Origin of the sequence: Streptomyces sp. NPDC050528 (assembly GCF_044457795.1) — a bacterium.
In the GTDB taxonomy this organism is placed as follows: domain Bacteria; phylum Actinomycetota; class Actinomycetes; order Streptomycetales; family Streptomycetaceae; genus Streptomyces.
This window is the reverse complement of the sequence record NZ_JBITHH010000015.1, coordinates 245,018-267,428: the sequence shown is the minus strand read 5'-3', so window position 1 is coordinate 267,428 and position 22,411 is coordinate 245,018. Positions and strand designations below refer to the sequence as shown.

The 22,411-nt window shown below is 70.8% G+C and carries 16 protein-coding genes and 1 pseudogene; 11 read left to right on the top strand and 6 right to left on the bottom strand.

Annotation, left to right across the window (positions count from 1 at the left end; genetic code table 11):
- Positions 1-118: 118 nt before the first annotated feature.
- The 3 genes from ACIBK4_RS41630 to ACIBK4_RS41620 all read right to left on the bottom strand — a co-directional run bounded on the left by ACIBK4_RS41630 (position 119) and on the right by ACIBK4_RS41620 (position 4,394).
- Positions 119-1,072, bottom strand: coding sequence for an SMP-30/gluconolactonase/LRE family protein (locus tag ACIBK4_RS41630; protein ID WP_399003809.1), 954 nt, complete (start codon positions 1,070-1,072; stop codon positions 119-121).
- Between the two features lie 146 nt (positions 1,073-1,218).
- Positions 1,219-3,495 (bottom strand): MMPL family transporter, encoded by a 2,277-nt coding sequence (locus ACIBK4_RS41625; RefSeq protein ID WP_399003807.1) that lies wholly within the window; start codon positions 3,493-3,495, stop codon positions 1,219-1,221.
- 275 nt (positions 3,496-3,770) lie between these two features.
- A complete protein-coding gene (locus ACIBK4_RS41620) occupies positions 3,771-4,394 on the bottom strand; it encodes a TetR/AcrR family transcriptional regulator (protein WP_399003805.1) in 624 nt (207 codons plus the stop codon).
- Positions 4,395-4,586: 192 nt separating this feature from the next.
- Here ACIBK4_RS41620 and ACIBK4_RS41615 point away from each other — a divergent pair, with 192 nt between their 5' ends.
- From ACIBK4_RS41615 to ACIBK4_RS41605, 3 genes are read left to right on the top strand one after another with little or no spacing between them, the layout of a single operon-like run.
- Positions 4,587-5,936 (top strand): flavin-containing monooxygenase, encoded by a 1,350-nt coding sequence (locus ACIBK4_RS41615; protein WP_399003803.1) that lies wholly within the window; start codon positions 4,587-4,589, stop codon positions 5,934-5,936.
- On the top strand, positions 5,933-6,814 hold the full coding sequence (locus tag ACIBK4_RS41610; protein ID WP_399003801.1) for an SDR family NAD(P)-dependent oxidoreductase: 882 nt from the start codon (positions 5,933-5,935) through the stop codon (positions 6,812-6,814). Before ACIBK4_RS41615 ends, ACIBK4_RS41610 begins: the two co-directional genes overlap by 4 nt.
- Positions 6,811-8,223 (top strand): aldehyde dehydrogenase family protein, encoded by a 1,413-nt coding sequence (locus ACIBK4_RS41605; protein WP_399003799.1) that lies wholly within the window; start codon positions 6,811-6,813, stop codon positions 8,221-8,223. Before ACIBK4_RS41610 ends, ACIBK4_RS41605 begins: the two co-directional genes overlap by 4 nt.
- Before the next feature lie 47 nt (positions 8,224-8,270).
- On the opposite strand, the gene ACIBK4_RS41600 is transcribed toward ACIBK4_RS41605, so the two are convergent.
- On the bottom strand, positions 8,271-9,350 hold the full coding sequence (locus ACIBK4_RS41600) for an AraC family transcriptional regulator (protein WP_399003827.1): 1,080 nt from the start codon (positions 9,348-9,350) through the stop codon (positions 8,271-8,273).
- A gap of 132 nt (positions 9,351-9,482) precedes the next feature.
- On the opposite strand from ACIBK4_RS41600, the gene ACIBK4_RS41595 reads away from it, so the two are divergent.
- The 4 genes from ACIBK4_RS41595 (at position 9,483) to ACIBK4_RS41580 (ending at position 15,631) form a co-directional block, all read left to right on the top strand.
- Positions 9,483-10,685 (top strand): MFS transporter, encoded by a 1,203-nt coding sequence (locus tag ACIBK4_RS41595; protein ID WP_399003797.1) that lies wholly within the window; start codon positions 9,483-9,485, stop codon positions 10,683-10,685.
- A gap of 87 nt (positions 10,686-10,772) precedes the next feature.
- Positions 10,773-12,377, top strand: coding sequence for a purple acid phosphatase family protein (locus ACIBK4_RS41590; protein WP_399003795.1), 1,605 nt, complete (start codon positions 10,773-10,775; stop codon positions 12,375-12,377).
- 511 nt (positions 12,378-12,888) lie between these two features.
- The gene (locus ACIBK4_RS41585; protein ID WP_399003793.1) at positions 12,889-14,202 is read left to right on the top strand and encodes an MFS transporter; all 1,314 of its coding nucleotides are present in this window, start codon (positions 12,889-12,891) and stop codon (positions 14,200-14,202) included.
- Positions 14,203-14,254: 52 nt separating this feature from the next.
- Positions 14,255-15,631 (top strand): Fic family protein, encoded by a 1,377-nt coding sequence (locus ACIBK4_RS41580; RefSeq protein WP_399003791.1) that lies wholly within the window; start codon positions 14,255-14,257, stop codon positions 15,629-15,631.
- Positions 15,632-15,642: 11 nt separating this feature from the next.
- On the opposite strand, the gene ACIBK4_RS41575 is transcribed toward ACIBK4_RS41580, so the two are convergent.
- Both ACIBK4_RS41575 and ACIBK4_RS41570 read right to left on the bottom strand, forming a co-directional pair.
- On the bottom strand, positions 15,643-16,902 hold the full coding sequence (locus ACIBK4_RS41575) for a glucarate dehydratase family protein (RefSeq protein WP_399003789.1): 1,260 nt from the start codon (positions 16,900-16,902) through the stop codon (positions 15,643-15,645).
- A gap of 76 nt (positions 16,903-16,978) precedes the next feature.
- Positions 16,979-18,367, bottom strand: a complete 1,389-nt coding sequence (locus ACIBK4_RS41570; protein WP_399003787.1) for a glycoside hydrolase family 43 protein — start codon at positions 18,365-18,367, stop codon at positions 16,979-16,981.
- A gap of 237 nt (positions 18,368-18,604) precedes the next feature.
- On the opposite strand from ACIBK4_RS41570, the pseudogene ACIBK4_RS41565 reads away from it, so the two are divergent.
- From ACIBK4_RS41565 to ACIBK4_RS41550, 4 genes and pseudogenes are all read left to right on the top strand, one after another.
- Positions 18,605-20,026, top strand: a pseudogene (locus tag ACIBK4_RS41565) (amidase).
- Between the two features lie 26 nt (positions 20,027-20,052).
- A complete protein-coding gene (locus ACIBK4_RS41560; protein ID WP_366433344.1) occupies positions 20,053-20,271 on the top strand; it encodes a hypothetical protein in 219 nt (72 codons plus the stop codon).
- Between the two features lie 143 nt (positions 20,272-20,414).
- Positions 20,415-21,896, top strand: a complete 1,482-nt coding sequence (locus ACIBK4_RS41555; protein ID WP_399003785.1) for a flotillin family protein — start codon at positions 20,415-20,417, stop codon at positions 21,894-21,896.
- Positions 21,897-21,958: 62 nt separating this feature from the next.
- Positions 21,959-22,405, top strand: a complete 447-nt coding sequence (locus ACIBK4_RS41550; RefSeq protein ID WP_366099202.1) for a type II toxin-antitoxin system PemK/MazF family toxin — start codon at positions 21,959-21,961, stop codon at positions 22,403-22,405.
- Positions 22,406-22,411: the final 6 nt, after the last annotated feature.

The following is a 22,411-nucleotide window of genomic DNA, read 5'->3' as shown; positions in this document are numbered from 1 at the left end:
GCTACACCCCGGGCGGCGGGGCCGGGGGGTTTTCCCGCGGCGCCCACCCGCTGCGCCACTATCACCCCGGGGGGGGGCCCCCGGTTGAACTCCGGGGGGGCCCACGCCCACTGTCACCTCAGATCGACACGGCGACGGCGGTGAACGTCGTGTCCGGCGTCTGCGGGGTGGTGAAGCGGGCGTTGACGAGATAGAGCCGGTTGCCGAAGCGGGCGGCGGTCGTCGGGACGTCGAAGCGCGGGTCGGTGACCGTACGGCGCAGAGTCGCGGTGGTGGCCTTGGCGTCGAGGTCGAACACGCTGATCAGGTTCAGCCGGTTCTGGACGACGTACAGCGTCCGGCCGATCCGGAACAGCCCGTCCCCGTTGGCCACGTTCGCCGCGCCGCTCAGGGCGATCTCGGTGGCGCGGCCGGTCTTGAGGGACACGTTGTAGAGCTTGCCGGGCGAGCTGCTGACGACGATCAGGCCGTGCCCGTCGGGGGTGCCGACGATGCCGTTCGCGTTGTTCACACCGGGCGTCTGCACCCAGTCGCCGGTGAGCGGCAGGGCGGTGACCTCGCCCGTACGGCCGCGCGGTACGCCGTAGAGCACCGCGTCGAGGGAGTCGGTGAACCAGGCGCGGTCGCCGAGCAGGGTGACGTCGTTGATGAAGTGGCCGGTGGAGGCGGTGAGTTGATAGGTCGTCAGGACCTCGCCGGTGCGGGCGTCGACGACTCTCGCGACCCCGGTGCTGCCGGCGACGTACAACAGGCCGTCGTGGTCCAGCTTCAGGCCGACCGACACCAGGCCGGTGGCCCCCTCGGACAGGATCTCACCTTCGCCGGTGCGCAGGTCGAAGCGGTGGATCGCGCCGTTGGCACGGGAGCCCAGGTAGGCGTACGGCCTGCTGCCGATGGCTATGCCCTCGGGGAGGAAGCCGTTGGGCAGGGCGAACTCCGTCGGCCAACTCGCCTGCACGGCGGAGGTGTCGGCGCTTGCGGTGCCGGTGCCGACCGTCGCGGCGAGGGCGGTCAGGGCGGCGCCGCCGAGCAGGGCGCGCCGGGTGGTGGGGTGGGGGTGGATCCGGGTCATCGTTCGGGGCCTCCGGGGACGAGTGGGGGTGAACGGGGGCTGGTGGAACGGTGGTTGGGCGGTCTCGGTGACTCTGGTGCGCCTCGGGGCTCGGGTGAAATCTTCTTCAACTCCGCCCCAAGGCCTGGTCTTTGCGTAACGGCCCGTTACTTCCCGGAGTTCCCACCCGCCCCAGCCGCAACCGCGGGCTCGGCTTCCGCGCTGTCCGCCGGTACGGCCTTCTGGAGGCTGCTCCCCTCGACGTCGAGGTCGGGCAGGAGCCGGTCCAGCCAGGCCGGCAGCCACCAGGCGCCCCGGCCGGCGAGGGCGAGGACCGCCGGTACGAGCGTCATCCGGACGGCGAAGGCGTCGATGGCAACGCCGACGGCGAGGGCGAACGCGATGGGTTTGATGAGGGAGTCGTCCAGCGGGAAGAACCCGGCGAAGACGGTGAACATGATCAGGGCGGCGGCGGTGACGACCCGCACGCTGTGCCGGGCGCCGTCGACGACCGACTGGCGGGCCCGGCCGGTGTGGGTCCATTCCTCGCGCATCCCGGAGACGAGGAACACCTCGTAGTCCATGGCCAGTCCGAACAGCACGCCGATCAGGATGATCGGCAGGAAGCTGACGACCGGACCACTGTGCGGCACGTCCAGCACGTCGGCCAGCCAGCCCCACTGGAAGACGGCCACGACCAGACCGAGCGAGGCGCCCACCGAGAGCAGGAAGCCGACGGCGGCCTTGACGGGTATCACCAGCGACCGGAAGACCATCATCAGCAGGAGCAGGCTGAGTCCGACGACGATGGCGACGAAGGGCAGCAGGGAGTCGCTGAGCCGGTTGGAGACGTCGATGTTGACGGCGGTGGTGCCGGTGACCGCGATCGAGGCGCCGGTGGTGGCGCTGAGTTCGGGCGCGACCGCGCGGATCGCGCGCACCAGTTTGTCCGTACGGACCGTGTCGGGGCCGGAGTCGGGCAGCACGGTGATGACGCTCTGCGTCGGGTCGGCGGTGGGCTCGGGCGGGAGGACGGCCTTGACGTCCTTCAAGGTCCGCAGTTTCGCGGCCACTTGGGCACCGGCCTTTGAACTCGCCGCACGCGCGGGGTCGTTGGTGCCGGACCGTGAACTCGCCGACGCCGTACGGTCGTTGGTCTCGGCCAGGACGAGCAGGGGACCGTTGAAGCCGGGGCCGAACTTCGCGCTGATCGTGTCGTAGGCGGTGCGCTGGGTGGAGGCGTGCGGGGCGGAGCCGTTGTCGGGGAGGGCCAGGCGCAGGTCGGCTGCGGGCAGCATGAGGGTGATCAGGACGCCCGCGACGGCGAGCACGGTCAGCAGCGGCTTTGCGATGACCCACTTCGTCCAGCGGGTGCCCAGGGTGGCGCGGCCGGTGGTTCCCTCGGCGTCGGCGGCCCGTCGGGCGGCGCGGCTGCCGGGCTTGGGGGCGAGTCGCGTACCGGCGAATCCGGCGACGGCGGGGACGAGGGTGATCGCGGCCAGCACGGCGACGAGGACGGCTCCGGCGGCGCCGAGACCCATCGTGGTCAGGAACGGGATGCCGATGACGCTCAGCGCGGCGAGCGCGATGATCACGGTGGTGCCGGCGAAGACCACGGCGCTGCCCGCCGTGCCGACGGCCAGCGCGACGGACTCCTTCGGGTCGGCGCCGCGGGCGAGTTGCTGCCGGTGGCGGGAGAGGATGAACAGGACGTAGTCGATGCCGACGGCCAGGCCCAGCATCAGGGCGAGCGTGACGGCCGTCGAGGAGATGCTGACGGCGGGCGCGAGGGCGAGCAGTCCGGTGAGCCCGGCCGCGACCCCGATCAGCGCGGGCAGCAGTGCCATGCCGGCGGCGAGCAGCGAACCGAACGTGACGACGAGCACGAGCAGCGCCACGGCCACGCCGATGATCTCCGACGGCCCGATGTGAACTCCCTTGCTGCTGAAGACGGAACCGCCCACCGAGGTCCGCAGCCCGTCCCGCTCCGCCGCGTGGGCCGTGTTCTTGATCGCGTCCACGGAGGAGGTCCGCACGTCCACGGTCTGCACGCGGTACTGGATCTGGACGATCGCCGTCGTCCCGTCGGCGGAGACGGCACCGGCGGTGCGGGGGTCGACGACCCCGCTGACCTGGGGCGCCTGCCGGCTCTTCGCGACGGCCCGGGCGATGACGGCCGTGTACGGGGTTTCGGTGATCCGGTGCCCCTCGGGCGCCGTGAAGACGATCTGGGCACTCGCGCCCGAAGCCTCCGGAAGCGTCTTGCTCAGGCTGTCCAACGCCCGCTGCGACTCGGTGCCCGGCACCGAGAAGCGGTCGTCGAGCTTGCCGCCGAAGACGCCGACGCACGTGATGAGCGCGGCCAGCACGAACAGCCATATGCCCAGGACGAGTTTGCGATGCCGGTAGGCACTGTGGCCCAGCCGGTGAAGCAGGACAGCCATGACTAACTCCCTGGAAGGAGGCGGGGGTTGGGGAGGAAACACCGACCGGACGGCAGCCGGACGCCGGCCGCGTGACGGGCCCGCACCGAGGGGCACCCTAATCGATGAACCGACTTTATCACCCGCTCAAGTCGAACGACCCAGTCATTCAACCGTGACGCGCGTCCCACTCGACGAAAGACCAGTTCAGAGGCAGTACTCAGGCGACAAAAACAAGCGACCTGGTCACATGACAAGGTCGCTTGAAAATTGGGTGGCCCCCCTGGGGTGCCGCGTCAGCCCACCGGTACCGCCACCAGCTCCAGCCGTCCCCCGGCCATCGCCACCACGGCGGACGCGAAGGCCTGGAGACAGATGCGCTCGGCCTCCTCGTCGGGCAGCGCGAGGTGTTGCAGCATGAGCCCGTCGAACCCGGCGAGGAAGAACCGCGCGATCGCGTCGACGGGCTGGGCGAGGGGTCGGCCCGCGCGTTCGGCCGCCTCGGTGATCAGCTTCGCGGTCACCTCCGTCACCCCCCGGTAGTGGGCATTGAGGGCCTCGCTCAGCGCGGGCGAGCGGAGCGCGAACATCGTTAGTTCCGTGAGGAGTTGATGGCTCGCTGGCTGCTCGCGCACCGTCCGCCACAGCGCGGCCACCAGTGCGCTCGCGGTCTCCTCGAAGCCTCCGTCGGCCGGCGCCGCCTGCTCGACCTGAGCGACCAGATCCTCCGTGAGGTGCTCCATGACCGCGAGGTACAGCCCTTCCTTCGTGCCGAAGGTGTAGTGCACCGTGGCCTGGGCGACCCCCAGCTCGGCGGCGATGGCGCGCGTGCTGCCGGCCGCGACGCCTTCCCTCGTCATGAAGTCGATGGCCGCTTTGATGAGCTGGGGGCGGCGCTCGGCCGCGGAAACGTGAGCCATGCGCCCAGCATAACGACTGAGTCCCATGAACAAGTCGTCCGAACAAGTCGGCATTCGCGCAGCTCGACGCCCATGACCGGGCCACGGCCGCTGAGGTCCGGTCCCTGGCCGCGCGGGTCAGTTCGCGCCGGACGGCGGGTGCATACGTTTCCTCCAACGCCCGTGAGACGGGACGACAGAGGAGGCAGGCTCGTGACGGAAAGCCAGTTGGACACGTGTGTGATCGGGGCGGGGCCTGCCGGGCTGGCCGTCGCCCGGGCCCTGACCGAGCGGAACCTGCCGTACACCCATCTGGAGCGGCACACCGGGCTCGGCGGTATCTGGGACATCGAGAACCCGGGCGGCCCGATGTACGAGTCGGCCCACTTCATCTCCAGCCGGACCCTGTCGGGCTTCGGCGGTTTCCCGATGCCGGACCACTTCGCGGACTATCCGCCGCACCGGCAGATCCTGTCGTACCTGCGGTCCTTCGCGGACGCGTACGGGCTGACGGAGCGGATCGAGTTCGGGGTCGGGGTGGAGCGCGTCGAGAAGAACGCGGACGGCACCTGGACGGTCGTCCGGGCCGACGGGCGGGAGAGCCTGCACGGGCAGGTCGTGGTGTGCACCGGCTCGCAGTGGCACCCCAACATCCCTGAGATTCCGGGCGAGTTCAGCGGCGAGGTCCGGCACACCGCCGGCTATCGCAGCGCCGAGGAGTTGCGGGGCAGGCGGGTGCTGGTCGTCGGTGCGGGGAACTCCGGCTGCGACATCGCGTGCGACGCGGCCCGTGCGGCGGACCACGCGGTGATCAGCATGCGGCGCGGGTACTGGTTCATCCCGAAGCACCTCTTCGGGCACCCGGTGGACACCATCGCCAACAGCGGTCCGCATCTGCCGATGTGGCTCGCGCAGCGCGTCTTCGGCGGACTGCTGCGGATCGTCAACGGCGATCCGACACGCCTGGGCCTGCAGAAGCCGGACCACAAGCTCTTCGAGACCCACCCGGCCATCAACTCGATGCTGATCCACCACCTCCAGCACGGCGACATCACCGCCAGGCCCGGCATCGCCCGCGCCGAGGGCAGCACCGTGCACTTCACGGACGGCACGAGCGACGACTTCGACCTGATCCTGTTGGCCACCGGCTATGTGCACAAAGTCCCGGTCGCGCAGCGGTACTTCGGGGACGAACAGCATCCCGACCTGTATCTGTCGTCGTTCTCGCGCGAGCACCAGGGCCTGTTCGGGATCGGGTTCGTGGAGACCAACTCCGGGGCGTACCAACTCTTCGACTCCCAGGCACAGTTGATAGCCGGGTACCTGAACGACGAACGGCACGGCCTGCCCAACGCCGAGCGGTTCACGCAGATGATCCGCGCCGACCGGCCCGACCTGTCCGGCGGGCTGAAGTTCGTCGCCTCGCCCCGGCACACGGGCTACGTCGACAGCGGGGCGTTCGTGAAGTACCTCGGCAAGGTCGCCCGCCAGATGGGCTGGCGCACCGAGGGCCAGGCTCCGCCGGTGCGGTCCGCCGCCGAGCGCGTGGAGGCGACAGCATGAGCGGGAGGTTCGACTTCACCGACAAGGTCATCCTGGTCACCGGCGGCGCGGGCGACATCGGCAGCGCCCTGTGCCACCGCTTCGCCTCGGCCGGCGCCCGCTGTGTCGTCGTCGACATCGACGGCGTCCGCGCAGAGAAGGTGGCCGCGGAGCTGCCCGGCGCCGGCCACACCGGCATCGGCTGCGATCTGCTCCAACGCACCGACCTGGAGCGGCTGTTCGAGCGGGTCGCCGATCTCTACGGCCGTATCGACGTGCTGGTGAACAACGTGGGCATGACCAGCTCGGAGCGCTTCGACGTCCGCAGCGTCGAGAGCATCGAGCGGGAGATCAGCCTCAATCTGACCTCCCCACTGGTCGCCACCCGGATCGCGATCCCCCTGCTGAAGGCATCCCGGGACGCCCGCGTGGTCACCACGGTCTCCCTCGGCGGGATCTTCCCGCTGGGCGAGACGCCGATCTACACGGCGTCCAAGTTCGGGCTGCGCGGCGCGATGCTCGCCATCGGCCTCGACCTGCGCAGCAAGGGCATCCTCGCCGGGTCGGTCCTGCCCTCGGCGACCGACACCCGGATGCTGCGCCAAGAGGCCGTGGACGGCGGCAACTCCATGCAGTTCCAGGACCAGCCGCAACAGCCCGCGAACGTCGTCACGGCCGTCGTGAGCCTGCTGGACCGGCCCCGCCTGGAGGCCTACCCCCGGTCCGGCGAGTCCCGTCTGGTGCGCTGCGCGATGCTCGTACCGAACCTGCTGCCCAGGATCTTCCCCCTGTTCCGCAAGCGCGGCGACCGCGGCATGGCCCGCTATCTGGAGGAACTCCGCCGCCGCGGACTGGCCCGACAGACCGACGGACGCTGGGAGTTGGTGGAGGAAGCATGACCAGGAACGACACACTGACCGTCGTCAACCCGGCCACCGGCGAACCGCTCACCACCATCCCCGCCGCGAGCGCCGATGACGTCACCAAGGCCGCCGAACAGGCCCGACACGTCTACGACTCCGGAGTCTGGTCGCGCCTTCCGGTCCGGGAACGCAGCGCCGTATTGCTGCGCCTGGCCGACCTGATGGAACGCGACGCGGAGATCCTCGCCCGGCTGGACAGCGAGGACGCGGGCAAGCCCATCACCGAGTGCCGTACGGGGGATGTGCTGGGCGCGATCGAGTCGGTCCGCTGGTTCGCCGAGGCGGCGGACAAGGTCTTCGGCCGGGTCGCACCGAGCGGACCCGACGGCCTGGGCCTCATCACCCGCGAACCGGTCGGCGTCGGCGCGGCGATCCTCCCGTGGAACTACCCCCTGGCGATGGCCAGTTGGAAGGTCGGCCCCGCCCTCGCAGCGGGCAACTGCCTCCTGCTCAAACCCGCCGAGGCGACCCCGCGTTCCGCCCTCCACCTGGCCGCACTCGCCACCGAGGCCGGCCTGCCCGACGGCGTGCTCACCGTCCTCCCCGGCCACGGCGACGAAGCCGGCGCGGCCCTCGCCCGCGACCCCCTCGTCCAGGCCCTCTCCTTCACCGGCTCCACCACCACCGGCCGCCACATCCTCAAGGCCGCCGCCGACAGCAACTTCAAGCGCGTCTCCCTGGAGATGGGCGGCAAGAGCCCGCAGGTGCTGATGGCCGACGCGCTCTCCTACGGCGACGAGCTCATCGGCGACATGATCGAGGCCGCGTTCCTGACGATGGGGCAGAACTGCACCGCCGGTTCACGGGTGTTGGTGCATCGCGGCATCGCCGAGGAGGTGGTGCGGCGGTTCACGGATGCCGCGAGGGCCCTCGTCATCGGCGATCCGGTCGACCCGCGCACCCAGCAGGGACCGCTCATCAACCGAGCCGCGTTCGACCGGGTCTCGGGTGCCGTCGACGCCGCCCGAGCGGCCGGCGCTCAGATCCACACCGCGGGACTCCCCCACGGGCTGCCGGCGCGCGGCGCCTACTACCCGCCCACCGTGATCACCCGCGTCCCCGCCGAAAGCGCCGTCCTCACAAGGGAGTTGTTCGGTCCCGTGGTCACCGTCGAGACCTTCGACTCCGAGGACGAGGCGGTACGGATGGCCAACGCCACCGAGTACGGGCTCGCCGCCTCCGTCTGGACCCGCGACCTCGACACCGCGCTGCGGCTGGCCCGCGGCATCGAGGCGGGCGTGGTCTCCGTGAACGCGTACAGCGAGGGCGACATCACCACGCCCTTCGGCGGCTGGAAGCAGTCCGGGTTCGGCGGCGCGGAGAAGTCGACGAACGCCTTCGACCAGTGGACGCGGGAGAAGACGGTCTGGATCCGCACCCGTTGACCCAGCCTGTACTTGAACTCCCCCTGATGTCAGTCCAGTTGACGGCGTCACTCGCGGTGCGCCGCCACCCGCAGCAACTGCTCCCGCAACTGGACCGGCGAGGTGCCGTGCCAGCGGCGTACCGCGCGCCGCAGGGCCCGCTCGTCGGAGAATCCGGCCCGCCGGGCGATCTCACGCAGCGTCAACTCCGGTCGCAGCAGCAGCTGTTCGACGCGTTCCCGGCGTACGCCCTCCGCCAACGCCTCGTACGTCGTGCCGCAGTCGGCGAGCCGTCGGCGCAGTGTCCGTTCGCTCGTCGCGTGCCGTCGTGCCTGTTCACCGAAGGACGGGATCACCGGGAGGCTCTGGGCGACGGACACCTCCAGGACTTCGAGGAGGTCCTGTTGGTCGGTGCGGGAGGCGAGTTGGGCGTCGAGTGTCTCCAGGGTCGAGGCGTAGGTCACCGGGTCGCGGCCGGGCATGCGGGCAGCGGCCCAGGCGGGGTCGACGACGATGCGGTCGGCCGGGGCGCGGAAGCGGACCGGGCAGCCGAACAGGGCGCCGTAGAGCTCGTGTTGGCGGGGTGGCGGTGCGGCGAACTCGACCACGCGCGGGGCGAAGTCCGGGCCGACGGCGAGCCGGGAGAGGGTGACGACGGACGCGAAGCCCTCCTCGATCAGGAAGGACGCCACGCCCGGGTCGATGGCCGGATCGGGGAGGTCCGCGCGCAGGACGAAGGCGCCGTCCTCGCCGACTCCCGTCGACCACACGGTCATCGCGCCGGAGAGGTTCTGGTACTTCACGCCGGTCTCGATGGCGTGCCGCAGGGTGTCGGCGGCCATCAGCGCGAAGCCGAGCAGACCCCACGCGGTGAGGTGCTGGGTCGCGCCGACCTTGAGGCCCAGCCGTTCGTCCCCGGTGAGTTCGAGCGCGCGCCGGATCACCGCGCTGCCCTGCCGGTACGACACCCGTAGCGCGGCCGAGCGCATCAGCGTCTCGTCGAGGCCGACTTCGCCGAGCAGGGGCCGTAGATCGATGCCGCGTTCGTCGGCGACGACGACCAGGTAGCGCAGGATGTTCGGCTGGATGGTCGCCGACGTGCTGCGGTTGGTCCCTTGCGGGTCCGCCGGGGTGGGGGCGGGGAGCATCGCGGTCACCTCCTCGTGGGCGACCACCGTAAGCACCCGGGCGTCAACGGTCGTAGGCCATGGCCGCCGAAGTCCCCTCAACGGCCCCCGGCGTCCTGCGTTCGCCCCGCCACGGCTGACTACGGTCTGTGCATGTCAGTCAGCACTCCGGGCCGGGCCCGGGTCGGGCGCCCCGTCGACAGGGCCGGTGCCCGCAGGGCGACGACCCTCGCGTTCGCCGCGCAGGGGATGTCCGTCGCCGCCGTGTACACGACCGTCCCCGCCGTCACCGAGCACCTGAAGCTGTCCCCGCTCCTGACCACCGCGACGCTGGTCGGGGTGGCCCTGACGGCGGGGCTCGGCAGTTTCCTGGGGCTGGCCGCCGTCCGCGTCGCCGGTCCCGTCGCCACGGTGCGCGGCGCGCTGCTGACGGCCGCGGTCGCGCTCCCGCTGATCGGCTGGGCTCCCGGCCCGCAGACCGTCATCTGCGCGTACGTCCTCCTCGGCCTCGCGCTCGGCATCCTCGACGTGGGGATCAACACCCGGGCCGCCGCGATCGAGCGCGCGTACGGCCGTAGCGTCTTCGGGTCCTTCTTCATGGCGTGGAGCGTGGGTGGCGTGTTCGCGGCCCTGCTCACGGCGGGGGTGGCGCGGCTGGACCGGCCGGTGGGCGAGGGGCTGGCCGTGCAGGCGGGCGTGCTGTTGGCCGTCGCCGTCTGCCTGCGGACGCACGGTCTTCCCGACGCCGCCGAAGGGGCCCAAAGTCCGTCCGCGCAACCGCCGTTGGGGCGACGGCTGTGGTTGCGGATCCTTCCCTTCGGGCTGGTGCTTCTCGTCGTCTACGTCGTGGACTCGACCGTCTCCGCGTGGTCGGCGGTGTATCTGCGGCAGACGCTCGCCGCGTCCCTCGCGGTGGCGCCGATGGCGTACGCGGCGTACCAGGCCGGCACGGTCGTGGGGCGCGCGACCGTGGACCGGCTGGTGCAGCGGGTCGGGACGGTGGCCGTCGTGCGTGCGGCCGCGCTGGTCGTGGCGGGTGCCCTGGTGGGGATGGCCACGGCGCCGAGCTGGCCGATCGCCGTGCTGGCGGCGGGAGTCACCGGGCTGGGGGCATCGGTGCTGGCGCCGCTGTGTCTGGCGTCGGCCGCGCGGTTGCGGCCCGGCGCCGCGGAGACGGTGCTGGCCCGGCTGAACCTCTTCAACTACGCGGGGGTCGTCACCGGCGGCGCGGTGAGCGGACTCCTGGGCTCCACCGGCGAGTTCCGGCTCGCGTACGCGGCACCGGCCGCGCTGGCGGTGCTCGTGCTGACCGGTGCCCGGCACTTCACCCAGCCGCCGGGGACATCCGGGGCATAGGAAACGAGCCAGGCAATGGGCGGGATATGGCCAGTCCATGGGCAGGCGGCAATCGGAAGTTCAACCTCCGCTGCCAGCCTCCGGACCATGAACACTCCTCGCATGGGCCTGCCCGACCGGCTCGCCGACACACTGAGCATGCCCGAGCAACACGAATACCTCAGACGCGCCTTCTCCCGTCGCGGCCTGCTGCGCGGCGGCGCGGTCGCCGCGACCGGGGCCGCCCTCGCGGGCACCGCCGCCGGTGCCGCGGCTGCGGCGACGCCCACGCTCGTACCGGGTTCCACCGCTTCGACCGTGCACGGCTCGCTGGTCGCGCCGTTCGGCCGGCACATCGCCTACGGAGCCGATCCGCGCACGCAGATGCGGGTGTCGTGGCAGGTGCCGCTGCCGGTGAAGAAGCCCTTCCTCCGGATCGGCAGAAGCCCCCTCGACCTGAGCCACCGCATACCGGCGGAGGTCCGCGACCTGTTCACGCCGGCCGGGATCGGCAAGAGCGCCGACATCGACCAGTACTACGTGCACGCGGCGCTCGACAACCTGAGCCCCGACACCACCTATTACTACGGCGTCGGCCACGACGGCTTCGATCCCGCCGACGCGGGTGCCGCACACACCGTGTACTCCTTCAGGACCGCGCCCAGGACGCACAGCACGCGGCCGTTCACGTTCACCGCCTTCGGTGACCAGAACCCGAGTTACACCTCGATCGGCCTCAACGCCCTTGTCCAGGCGCAGAATCCGGCGTTCCATCTGCACGCGGGCGACATCTGCTACGCGGAGGAGACCGGGCACGGGCTGCCCGGCGACGCGAGCAACTACGACGCCCGCCAATGGGATTCGTTCCTCGCGCAGATCGAGCCGCTCTCCAGCCGGGTGCCGTGGATGGTGGCGTTCGGCAACCACGACATGGAGTCCTGGTACTCCCCCAACGGCTACGGCGGCAACGAGGCCCGTTTCACCCTTCCCGGCAACGGTTTTGACGCCGCGTCAGCTCCCGGTGTGTACTCCTTCGTCCACGGCAACGTGGGGGTGGTGTCGGTCGACGCGAACGACGTGTCGTACGAGATCCCCGCCAACATCGGTTACACCGGCGGCAAGCAGACCGCCTGGCTCGACAAGCGGCTCACCGAACTCCGGGCGCGTGCCGACGTCGACTTCATCGTGGTGTTCCACCACCACTGCGCGTTCTCGACGACCAGTTCGCACGCCTCCGAGGGCGGGGTGCGCGAGCAGTGGGTGCCGCTGTACGAGAAGCACCAGGTGGACCTGGTGGTCAACGGCCACAACCACGTCTACGAGCGCACCGACCCGGTCGTCCAGGACAAGGCCGTACGCGCCCTGCCCATCGGCGGCACCCACGAGCCGACCCGGGGCGGTGTCGTGTACGTGACGGCGGGCGCGGGCGGCGAGAGCGTGTACAGCTTCCCGGTGGCCGACAGCTACGAGGGGCACGAGGACGCGATCGACTCGGTGCCGACGTACTGGACGGGCAAGGACGGCAAGGTCACCGAGAACGTCGACTGGTCCCGGGTCCGTTACACCGGCTACTCCTTCATCCGCGTCGACGTCGCCCCCGCCGCACCCGGCCGTACGACGACGCTGACGGTACGGGCGCTGGCCGCGACCGGCGCGGAGGTCGACCGTTTCACGGTCTCCCGCAAGGTCGAGAAGGCCGGACAGGGCCACTAGGCACGTGGAAGCGGCGGTCACCGACATCGGGTCGGTGACCGCCGCTTCGGCATTCGCGTCGAGCCCGATGAGCCGACCGGCGCCTTCGACGACCGCCGGTCCTTTGCCTCGTTCCGCCTTCGCCGAGCGGGAGTTGCGGCAGTATGCCCAGAACTCACCGCCCGCCGAACTCCCGGACGCCGGACGAATCGACAGAGCCGGATTCTTCCGCCCGTAACGGCAGGTGGCACTGGAAATGCCGTGAATGCCTGGCATCCCCGCACCCAATTGCGACAAAGCGGCTTTCTTTTCTCCTTCCGCCTTCCGGGTACGGGGAGGAGAGGCGCACGCCGTGCGGAGACGTCCGCTCGGGATATGCCGGATCTCATTTGACTGCGCTATATTTCACGCCTCAACTGACTTTAGCCACAGGCGTTTTGCCCTCTCCCCACCTCCGCGAATTCTTTTCGCCCCAGGTCGGTACCAACCGTTTCCCCCTCCGTGATACGCCTCTCTGAAAGCTTTCCATTCCGTGGCCATCACCCTGCACGAGGACCGGCCCCCGGCCGGTCGCCATGCAACCGTTCCGTCCGGCAGCCTGTTCCGACGGATCTACGCACCCCGCACCAGTGACGCCCTGGCGTTCTCCATGTCGACGTACGCCATGCCGCTGCTGGTCCTGGCGATCACCCGGTCCTCGTCGCTGACGGGTCTGGCGTTCGCCCTGGAGTGGACGCCGCGGATCGCCGCGTTCGTGCTGGCGGGCAATGTGGTGGACCGGCGCGGCGCGGCCATCGTGTGTTTCCTCGCCTCGCTGCTGCGGGCCGTGGTGCTGGCGGGGGCGGCCGTCGCGCTGGTCATGCTGCCGCGCGGCACGGCGGAGACGGTGACCGTGCTGGTGCTGGCCGCGGTGACCGGCACCCTCACCCAGTTCAGCTTCGTCGCCAACGAGGCCGTGGGCGCGATCGTCACCCGGCGCGCGGAGAACCGGCCCCACGGAGTGCAGTCCGTCCTCATCGGCATCGACCAGACCGCGATGCTCGTCGGCCCCCTGCTCGCCGGTTTCCTGCTGCTGGTCGGCCCGGGCTGGATGCTCGGCTGCCTGACCGGCCTGTCCCTGCTCGCGGCCGTCCTCGGACTCCAGACCCCGCCCACCCCGCTCCGCGCCGGACGGCCGGTCGGCGAGCGCACCCCCGGCAGCATGCGGACCGGGCTGCGCATGCTGCGCAAACTGCCCGCCCTGCGCTGGCTGGTGGCGGGCCTGGCCTGTTCCAATCTCGCCCTCGGCCTGCTCCAGTCCGCGAGCCCGATCATCGTGGTCGAGAACTTCGGCCGCTCCTCCGCCGACGTCGGCACCCTGTGGTCCGCCGCGGCCGCCGCAACCCTCCTGGCGGTCACCTGCTGCCGGCTCGCCCTGAGCCGCATCGACCTCTGGGGCGTAGGAGTCGTCTGCGCGACCTTCGCCTCCGCGGCCTGCCTGGCTCTCCCCCAAGCCCCGTCCTACGCCGCCTACATGGTCCTCATCGCGCTGTTCATGGCGGGCGACGGCGGCCTTACGGTCGTCCTGCGCACCCTGCGCTCGCTGGTCATCCCGGCGACGGCCTTCGGCACCACGCTCTCCCTGACCATGCTGCTTCTGCTGCTGCCCTTCCCGGTGGCCGGCATCCTCGTCGCCGTCACCCCGCCGACCCACCTCGACGCGGTCGTCCTGTGCTGCGCCCTCGTCCAGGCGATCGCCCTGGCCATCACCTTCGTACGGCTGCGCACGGAGCCGACGCTACGCGCGTCCGCCGACCGGCCGCCCCACGCCATGCTCCCCAACGAGCCCTCCACGACGCCGCGTTGACCTCGCGGTAATTCGGTTGAACGCACCCCGGGTGGGTGTGCAGGCTTGCGCGGTGCAGAGGGAATGGATACCGGGTTGTCTGAACTGGGACGAGGTGGACCCCGCGCGTCATCCCTTCGACCCCGGGGCGGCGGCGGAGGTGGTGCGCTCACTGGGACCGGCCCACCGGATGCCGACCCGCCCCGACCTCCCCTACGGCAATTCCGCGCTGCACCGCTGGAGTTGGAAGGTGGCGAAGCCCTGGGCCGACGCCATGTCGTACGCCCTCTCCGAGCGCTACGGCGACTGGGCCATCGGCTGGCGGTGGGCGCACGACGAGGGCGACTTCGACGGCGGGCCGGTCGGCAGCTGGTGCTGTCCGGTGCACTCGTTCACCACACCGGAGGAGACACTCGACCGGGTGGTCTCCGGGCTGTGCGAATGGCGCGACTGGCTGGAGCAACTCGCCGACCGGTTCGAGGCGTACCCGCTGGACCTGGCCGACGTGGCGGACCAGCGGATCCTCTGGGAGTGCGCCGCCCGCAACCTCATCTTCCAGGCGTACGACCGCACCGGCTCCGGCAGCGGCTGGTACGGGCACTGCCGTCAGGTCCTCACCTGGTTCCTCAACCGCTGGCGCGTGGACCCCGATGTGGCACAGGAGTTGGTCGACGAGGCGATCGACGGCCGGTTCAAGAGCTGGACCGGCCCGGACCGGGTCCTGGTCGACGACATCGCGGAACGCCTCGCGGGCTCACTCCGTCCCGACGACACCGTACGGCCGCCCGCCCCCGGCCCTCTGCCGGACCATCTGCGGAGCTGGCTCGCGGTCCGCGAGACCGTGCCGTGGGAGGACGCGCCGGACGGCGGCGGGGACGAGCCGGTCACTCCGGCCCGCGACGGCGCGGCGGAGTACATCCGCGCCTTCGACCTCACCGTCTCCGCCACGCGCGGAGAAGGCCTGCTCACCGCCCTGGACCTGGTGCGGGCCGACGCGGCACGCGGCGCCCCGCTCGACTTCGAGCTGCTGCGCGGCTGGCAGCGACATGTCCTCGGCACACCCGAACCACCGTCGTTCCGCACCCTGCCGGCCTTCGCCAAGAAGGGCAGGGAGCGCTACGGCATCGGCCCCGACACCCGTGAACGCCTCGACGCCTGTCTGGCCGAGAGCACGCGGGACGCCGACCGCCCCCTCCCGCTGACCGCCCGGGCCGCCCGCGTCTGTCTCGACGTGTGCTTCTTCCATCCCTTCGACGACGGCAACGCCCGCTCCGCCTTCCTCGCCCTCGTCTTCGTGCTGGCCCGCGAGGGCGTCGCCCTGGACTCGGTCACCCTTCTCCGCCGTATCGACCACGCGGCAGACGACCCGCAGAGCGGGGTGATCATGTGCCGGTCCGTCGACCTCCACCTCGGGGAGACCCGGCGCCGCGCGGACTCAACTACCACCTAGGCAGGGCAAGTTCACCAACGCGGGAGCCCGGGATCGTACTCGGGCCGGACCCGCCGCATGTACGCGGTGTCGTCCCGGCCACGCACGCGCGACTCGACGTAGAGCCGATGCAGCCGGTCGAGGGCGTCGTGGTCGAGCTCCACGCCGAGGCCGGGACCGGTGGGGACCCGGACCGCGCCGTCCCGCAGCTCCAGTACTCCGGGGACGATGACGTCGTCGGCCGAGTTCCACGGGTAGTGCGTGTCGCAGGAGTGGTCGAGGTTGGGGATGGCCGCGGCGACATGGGTCATGGCGGCGAGGCTGATGCCGAGGTGCGAGTTGGAGTGCATGGACAGTCCGAGCCCGAACACCTCGCAGACGACGGCCAGTTCACGGGTCCGGCGCAGTCCGCCCCAGTAGTGGTGGTCGGTGAGGAGGACCTGGACCGCGTGCTGCTCGATCGCGGGCCGCAGATGCTCCCAGGCGATCACGCACATGTTGGTGGCGAGCGGGAGCGGTGACTCCTTCGCGACGCGGGCCATGCCGGGGATGGTGGCGGTCGGGTCCTCCAAGTACTCCAGCACGCCGTCCAGTTGGCTCGCCACGTACGTCGAAGTCTCCGGCGTCCAGGCCGTGTTGGGGTCCAGCCGCAGCGGCTGCCCCGGGAAGGCCTCGGCGAGTGCCCTGATCGCGGCGATCTCCTCGTCGGGCGGGAGGACACCGCCCTTGAGCTTGAACGACCGGAAGCCGTACCGCTGTTGCATCAGCCGGGCCTGCTCGACGATCCCGGCCGGGTCGAGCGCCTCGCCCCAGTCGTCGGCCACTGCGGGTTGGCCGTCGAGGGCGGGGTGTTCGGCCCACTTGTAGAAGAGGTACGCGGCGAAGGGCACGGCGTCACGCGCCTTGCCGCCGAGCAGATCGCTGACCGGGCGGCCGAGCAGCTTGCCCTGGGCGTCGAGGCAGGCCACCTCCACCGCCGAGGTGGTCCAGCCGCGTTCGTGCGAGCTGGGCACGGTCGGCAGCAGGGCGGAGTCGATCGCGGCGATGACGGCCGCCGTGTCGAAGACGTCGAGCCCCACGACGATCTTCGCCGCCGCCTCAAGTCGCTCCAGCCGGACCGTGCCGCCCGTGGACTCGCCGAGGCCCACGGTGCCGTCCTCCAACACGAGTTGGAGGACGCACCGCAGGGCGAGGGGCTCGTGGACGCCGTTCGCGTTGAGGAGGGGCGGGTCACGGAAGGCGATCGGGGTGACGATCAGCTCCCGGATCCGTGTTCCTGCCGTACTGCTCATGCGCCCAGCGCCTCCAGGCCATGGCCGGTCAACTGCGCGTACATCGTGCCCCGTTCGGGTCGATCACCGTCATGTCTCAGGCCCAGGCCGTCACGGGGACGAACGAACTGTCGGTACGGAAGAGGTCCGTGCCGTCCGTCGGGTCCACCCGGAGTTGGTAGTTGTAGTGACGCAGGTAGTAGCCGGGGTAGTTGTACGACTCGAAGCGCAGCGCGCCCGTGGTGGCGCCCGTCCGGGCGTAGAACGTGGCGTCCCCCGCGAAGGTCGCCGTGCCGTCGTTGGCGTCGAAACGGCCCCGGAAGTCGTAGTGGCGCAGGTAGTTGCCGGCCGAGTCCCGGAACGAGAAGCCGGTCGGGTCGGCGAGGCCCGCCACCACCGTGAACGTGGACGCCTGCTTCAGGGCGGTGGTGCTGGAGCTGGTCACCACCGGCAGGTTGAGCAGCGAGGACACCTCCTGCCAGTAGCGGGTGGTGTAGTTGGCGGACTGGAAGGAGCGGCTGACGCCGGTCGCGAGGCTCGGGCCGCCGGACACCGTCTCCTTGATGACCGTGAAGTGGCGTGCCGTGCCAGAGAGCGTGGTCAGCGCGGTCGGCGCGGACCAGGTGGCGAAGGTGTCATAGCTGTCGCTGTAGTAGTAGTTGCCGTCGCCGTAGCCGTCGAAGAAGATCCGCCAGCCGCCGTTGTCGAGCTGTACGACCGAGGGGCCCTCGCGGTAGCTGCCCCAGCCGGCCCAGTCGCCGGTCTTGGAGATCGTGTAGGGGCCGGTGAGGCTGGTGGCGGTGGCGTACTCGATGTACTTCGCCGTCTCGTTCTTGGTGAAGGCGTGGTAGGTCGAGCCGATCCGCACGATGTACGTGTCGATGTGGTTGGAGCCGATGCCGGAGAGGGCTACCGGTGAACTCCAGGCCGTCAGCGCGGAGTTGGTCGCCTTCAGCCGGTACGGCGTGAAGATCCACTCGTCGTCGGTGGTGGAGCAGGACACGATGACGTTGACACTGCCGTCGCTGTCGACGAACCACTCGGGCGCCCACGCGCGCGACAGGTTGGTGATGGGGACCGTGTAGTCGTACAGGAAGGTCCAGTTGACCCGGTCGGCGCTGCGCGCGAAGCCGATGGTGGTGCTGACGTCCTCCCAGGTGTGGGTGGTGTACGTCAGGTAGTAGTAGCCGTCGGTGTGCTTGAACACGCTCGCGTCGCGGATGCGGTTGGCGGGCGGGGTGTACGCGGTGGCCTGGACGAGGCGGAAGTCGGTGGCGTCGTCGGACTGGTAGACGTTGACGGTGCCGTCGTCGCTGTTGAGGAACGGGACGATCGTGTACCGGGTCGCGTAACCGCTCGACGGTGCGGCGGCCAGCGCCGTGCCGAGCAGCCCGGGGGCCTCGCCCAGGACGAGCGCCGAGGCGGGCAGGACGGCCAGCGCGCGCAGCAGGGTCCGGCGGGACGGTGTGGGGGGACGTGTGGTCACGGGCGGCTCTCCCGGAGACTCGAATGTTCGTCATATCGAACCCAGTTCGTGAATTCGGTCAGAAGGTAGGGGTGGGTCAGGAGCACGTCAATGGTTTGCGCAATGCTGGATGATCTCTGTGGGACGCCTGTGGTGAAGGCCGAACCACCCGCACCCCGGGGGAAGTTGCCGCATCCGCACCACACCGGCCGCCCGGACGTTACCGTTCGGTAGACCACGCGCTTCCGGAGGTGCCGTATGACACCCGACCGTTCCGCAGGCCTGGCCGAGTCCGCCCGAGCGCTGGCCGCCGGGGAGGTGACCGCACGGGCCCTGACCGAGGAGGCCCTGGCGCGGATCGAGTCGACTCAGGCCTCCCTGAACGCCTTTCGGGTCGTACGGCGGGAAGCGGTCCTCGCCGAGGCCGAAGCCGCGGACAAGGAACTCGCCGCCGGAGTACGCACACCGCTCCTCGGCGTTCCGGTCGCCGTCAAGGACGACATGGATGTGGCGGGCGAACCGACCGCGTTCGGCTGCCGGGGCGAGTTCCCGCCGGCGATCGAGGACGGAGAGGCGGTACGACGGCTGCGGGCGGCCGGTGCCGTGATCGTCGGGAAGACCAACACCTGCGAGTTCGGGCAGTGGCCGTTCACCGAGGGGCCCGCGTTCGGCGCGACCCGCAATCCGTGGAACTCCCGTCATACGCCCGGGGGTTCGTCGGGCGGTTCGGCTGCGGCGGTCGCCGCGGGGCTGGTGCCGGCCGCGCTCGGCTCGGACGGCGCGGGTTCGGTGCGCATCCCCGCTTCCTGGACCCACCTGATCGGCGTCAAGCCGCAGCGCGGCCGCATCTCGACCTGGCCGCGCGGCGAGTCCTTCCAGGGCATCACGGTCAACGGAACCCTCGCCCGTACGGTCGCGGACGCGGCCCTGCTCCTGGACGCGGCGAGCGGCAACCACGCGGGGGACCTGCACCGCCCGCCCGCGCTCACCGTGTCGGAGGCGGTGGGCCGCGACCCCGGCCGCCTGCGCATCGCCCTCTCCCTGAAGCCGCCGTTCACCGCCCTGCCCGCGCGACTGCAACCGGAGGTCCGGGCCCGGGTCCTCGAACTCGCCGAGAAACTGGCCCAGTTGGGCCACACGGTCGTCGAGGACGATCCGCCGTACGGGCAGATCGGGTTGGGCTTCCTCCCCCGCGCCACCGCCGGTATCGCCGAGCGGGTCCGCGAGGCGCCGTACCCCGAACTCCTCGACCGGCGCACCCTGGAGGCCGCGCGCCTGGGCCGACGGCTGGGCGGGGCCGCGCTGCGGGCGGCGTGACGCGCGGAGGCGGCCCTGCACGACCGGTTCGGGGCGTTCTTCGGGAGGTACGACCTGGTCCTCGCGCCGACAACTGCCGCTCCCCCGCCCCTGGTCGGCGCGATGCTCGACCTGGGCGGTCTGGCCACCGACCGCGCGATGGTCGCCGCCTGCCCCTACGCCTGGCCGTGGAACATCCTCGGCTGGCCCGGCGTCAACGTCCCCGCGGGTTTCGTGGCGGGCGGACTCCCGGTCGGCGCCCAGCTGTTGGGCCCGTCGAACAGCGAGCCTCTTCTGCTGTCGCTCGCCGCGCAGTTGGAGGCGGACCTGCGCTGGCACGAGAAGTGGCCGGAGCCGGTCACCGCGGATTCCCCGGCGGCATAGGCGGGTTGGGCCCGTACCCTGTGACCATGCAGGATGCGTCGATGGTCGGGCTGATGGGGCGGGTCACCGGGACGGTCGGGCCCGGGCTCGTCGGCGAGGTGATCGTCCGGGTGCGCGGGGGCGCCGAGCACTTCCTCGCGTACGCGGCCAGCGGCACGGACCGGATCGAGCGGGGGACCGTGGTGATGGTGGTGGAGTACCTGCCGCCGAGGACGGTCTACGTCACGCAGGCATACGACAGTTGAGCCACCTCCGTCGCAGGTGAGAGCTGTCCAGGGGCGTATGCGTCAAGATTGCAACAAGGATCCGTCAGCGTCTGTACCCCGGTGTCGCACAGGCGCACACTCCCTTCGTTCGGTGCCGAAAGGGCACCATCACAAGGGGGCGTATGCCGATGGTCATCGGCGTCGTAGCGGGGGTGGCGGTTGTCGCCGTTCTCGTACTGATCGGTCTGTTCAAGTCGATGTGGCGGGTCGCGGAGCCCAACGAGGCACTCATCATCTCGGGCTCCAAGCACCGTACCGAAGGCCTTGAAGAGGGCATGGGGTTCCGTATCGTCACGGGGCGCGGCACGCTGGTGCTGCCCGGTGTGCAGGCGGTGCGCAAGATCTCGCTGGACCTCAACGAGACCGAATTGCACGTGGATTGTGTGACCACGCAGGGCATCCCGCTCAAGGTGCGGGGCGTGGTCATCTTCAAGGTCGGCGACGACTTCGTGTCGATCGCCAACGCGGGACGGCGTTTCCTCGACCAGCAGAAGATGATGTCGGAGCGGGTGCACAACGTGTTCGCCGGTCATCTCCGGTCCATCGTGGGCGGGTTGACGGTCGAGGACATGATCCGCGACCGGGAGAAGCTGACGGGGCAGACTCGTGCCGCGTGCGGTACGGAGATGGAGAAACTGGGTCTGATCGTGGACTCGCTGCAGATCCACGAGATCGAGGACCCCACGGGGTACATCAAGAACCTGGCGATGCCGCACGCCGCCGCCGTACAGCGGGACGCGCGCATCGCGCAGGCCGAGGCCAACCGTCTTGCCACCGAGGCCGAACAGAAGGCCGCGGCACGGATGTCGGAGGCCACCCGGGACAGCGAGATCCTCCAGGCCGGCTACCAGGCCGAGCGCGACAAGGCGGCGGCGAAGGCCCGACAGGCCGGACCCCTCGCGGACGCCGCCGCCCGGCAGGACGTCGTCGTCCAGGAGACCCGGATCGCCGAACTCGACGCCCTGCGCCGGGAACAGCAGCTCCAGGCGGACGTCCGCAAGCCCGCGGACGCCCAGGCCTACGAGACCCGGGCGCGTGCCGAGGCCGAGCGTGACGCGCGGATCTCCGCGGCTCAGGCCAAGGCGAAGGAGACCGAGTTGGCGGCCCTGGCGGAGGCGAGCCGGATCAAGACGGCCGCGAACGCCGAGGCCGAGGCGACCCAGGCACGAGGTGCCGCGGCCGCCACGGCGACCAGGGCGACCGGTGAGGCGGAAGCAGCCGCCGCTCAGGCGAAGGGTCTGGCCGCCGCCGAGGCGACCCGGGCCCAGGGTCTCGCCGAGGCTGAGGCCATCAAGGCGCGGGCCGCCGCCCTCGCCGAGAACCAGGAAGCCGTCGTAGCGCAGCAACTGGCCGAGAACTGGCCGGAGATCGTGAAGGCCGGCGCGTCCGCGTTCGGCAGCGTCGACAACATGGTGGTCCTCAACGGGGCCGACGGCATGGCGGAGATGCTCGCCAAGGCGCTCACGATGGGCGGTACGGGCCTCGGTCTGGCCCGTCAGCTGCTCTCCTCGATGAACCAGAACGGCCAGACCCCGAACGGGACTTCGGCCCTGAACGGGAGCACGGCCCCGCCGTCGCAGAAGGTGCCGGTGGAGAAGGAGTAGCGGTGATCGTCTGACGGACGCCCGGCGTCCATGGTCACGGAGGCACGTTCTAAGGTGCCTCCGTGACCGCCTATACCGATGAGAATGTTCCGGGCCGCTTCGGCCCCTCCGCCACCACCGAGGCCGACCCGCGCGAGGTCGGCAAGGTCCGTACCGAGTACTCCCCCGCCCACGACGGCGACCCGGACCCCGGCGAGATCGTCTGGACCTGGGTGCCGTTCGAGGAGAACGACGGCCGGGGCAAGGACCGCCCGGTCCTCGTCGTGGCCCGTGAGCCCGGCGGGACCCTGCTCGCCGTCCAGCTCTCCAGCAAGCGCCACGACGGCGACCGCGAGTGGGTGGCGATCGGCAGCGGCCCCTGGGACAAGTCCGGCCGCGACTCGTGGGTCGACGTGGACCGCGTCCTGCGCCTGCACGAGGACGGCATGCGCCGGGAGGCATGCGCCATCGACCAGATGCGCTTCAACCTCGTCCGGCACCGGCTGCACGAGCGCTACGGCTGGACCTGAGCGGCT

What these genes read in the sequence shown, in the direction of transcription:
- ACIBK4_RS41575 (WP_399003789.1), bottom strand. Translation starts at nt 16,902, where the DNA reads ATGAGCAGTACGGCAGGAACACGGATCCGGGAGCTGATCGTCACCCCG.
- ACIBK4_RS41595 (WP_399003797.1), top strand. Translation starts at nt 9,483, where the DNA reads ATGTCAGTCAGCACTCCGGGCCGGGCCCGGGTCGGGCGCCCCGTCGAC.
- ACIBK4_RS41625 (WP_399003807.1), bottom strand. Translation starts at nt 3,495, where the DNA reads ATGGCTGTCCTGCTTCACCGGCTGGGCCACAGTGCCTACCGGCATCGC.
- ACIBK4_RS41605 (WP_399003799.1), top strand. Translation starts at nt 6,811, where the DNA reads ATGACCAGGAACGACACACTGACCGTCGTCAACCCGGCCACCGGCGAA.
- ACIBK4_RS41560 (WP_366433344.1), top strand. Translation starts at nt 20,053, where the DNA reads ATGCAGGATGCGTCGATGGTCGGGCTGATGGGGCGGGTCACCGGGACG.
- ACIBK4_RS41630 (WP_399003809.1), bottom strand. Translation starts at nt 1,072, where the DNA reads ATGACCCGGATCCACCCCCACCCCACCACCCGGCGCGCCCTGCTCGGC.
- ACIBK4_RS41620 (WP_399003805.1), bottom strand. Translation starts at nt 4,394, where the DNA reads ATGGCTCACGTTTCCGCGGCCGAGCGCCGCCCCCAGCTCATCAAAGCG.
- ACIBK4_RS41590 (WP_399003795.1), top strand. Translation starts at nt 10,773, where the DNA reads ATGAACACTCCTCGCATGGGCCTGCCCGACCGGCTCGCCGACACACTG.
- ACIBK4_RS41610 (WP_399003801.1), top strand. Translation starts at nt 5,933, where the DNA reads ATGAGCGGGAGGTTCGACTTCACCGACAAGGTCATCCTGGTCACCGGC.
- ACIBK4_RS41600 (WP_399003827.1), bottom strand. Translation starts at nt 9,350, where the DNA reads ATGCTCCCCGCCCCCACCCCGGCGGACCCGCAAGGGACCAACCGCAGC.
- ACIBK4_RS41555 (WP_399003785.1), top strand. Translation starts at nt 20,415, where the DNA reads ATGCCGATGGTCATCGGCGTCGTAGCGGGGGTGGCGGTTGTCGCCGTT.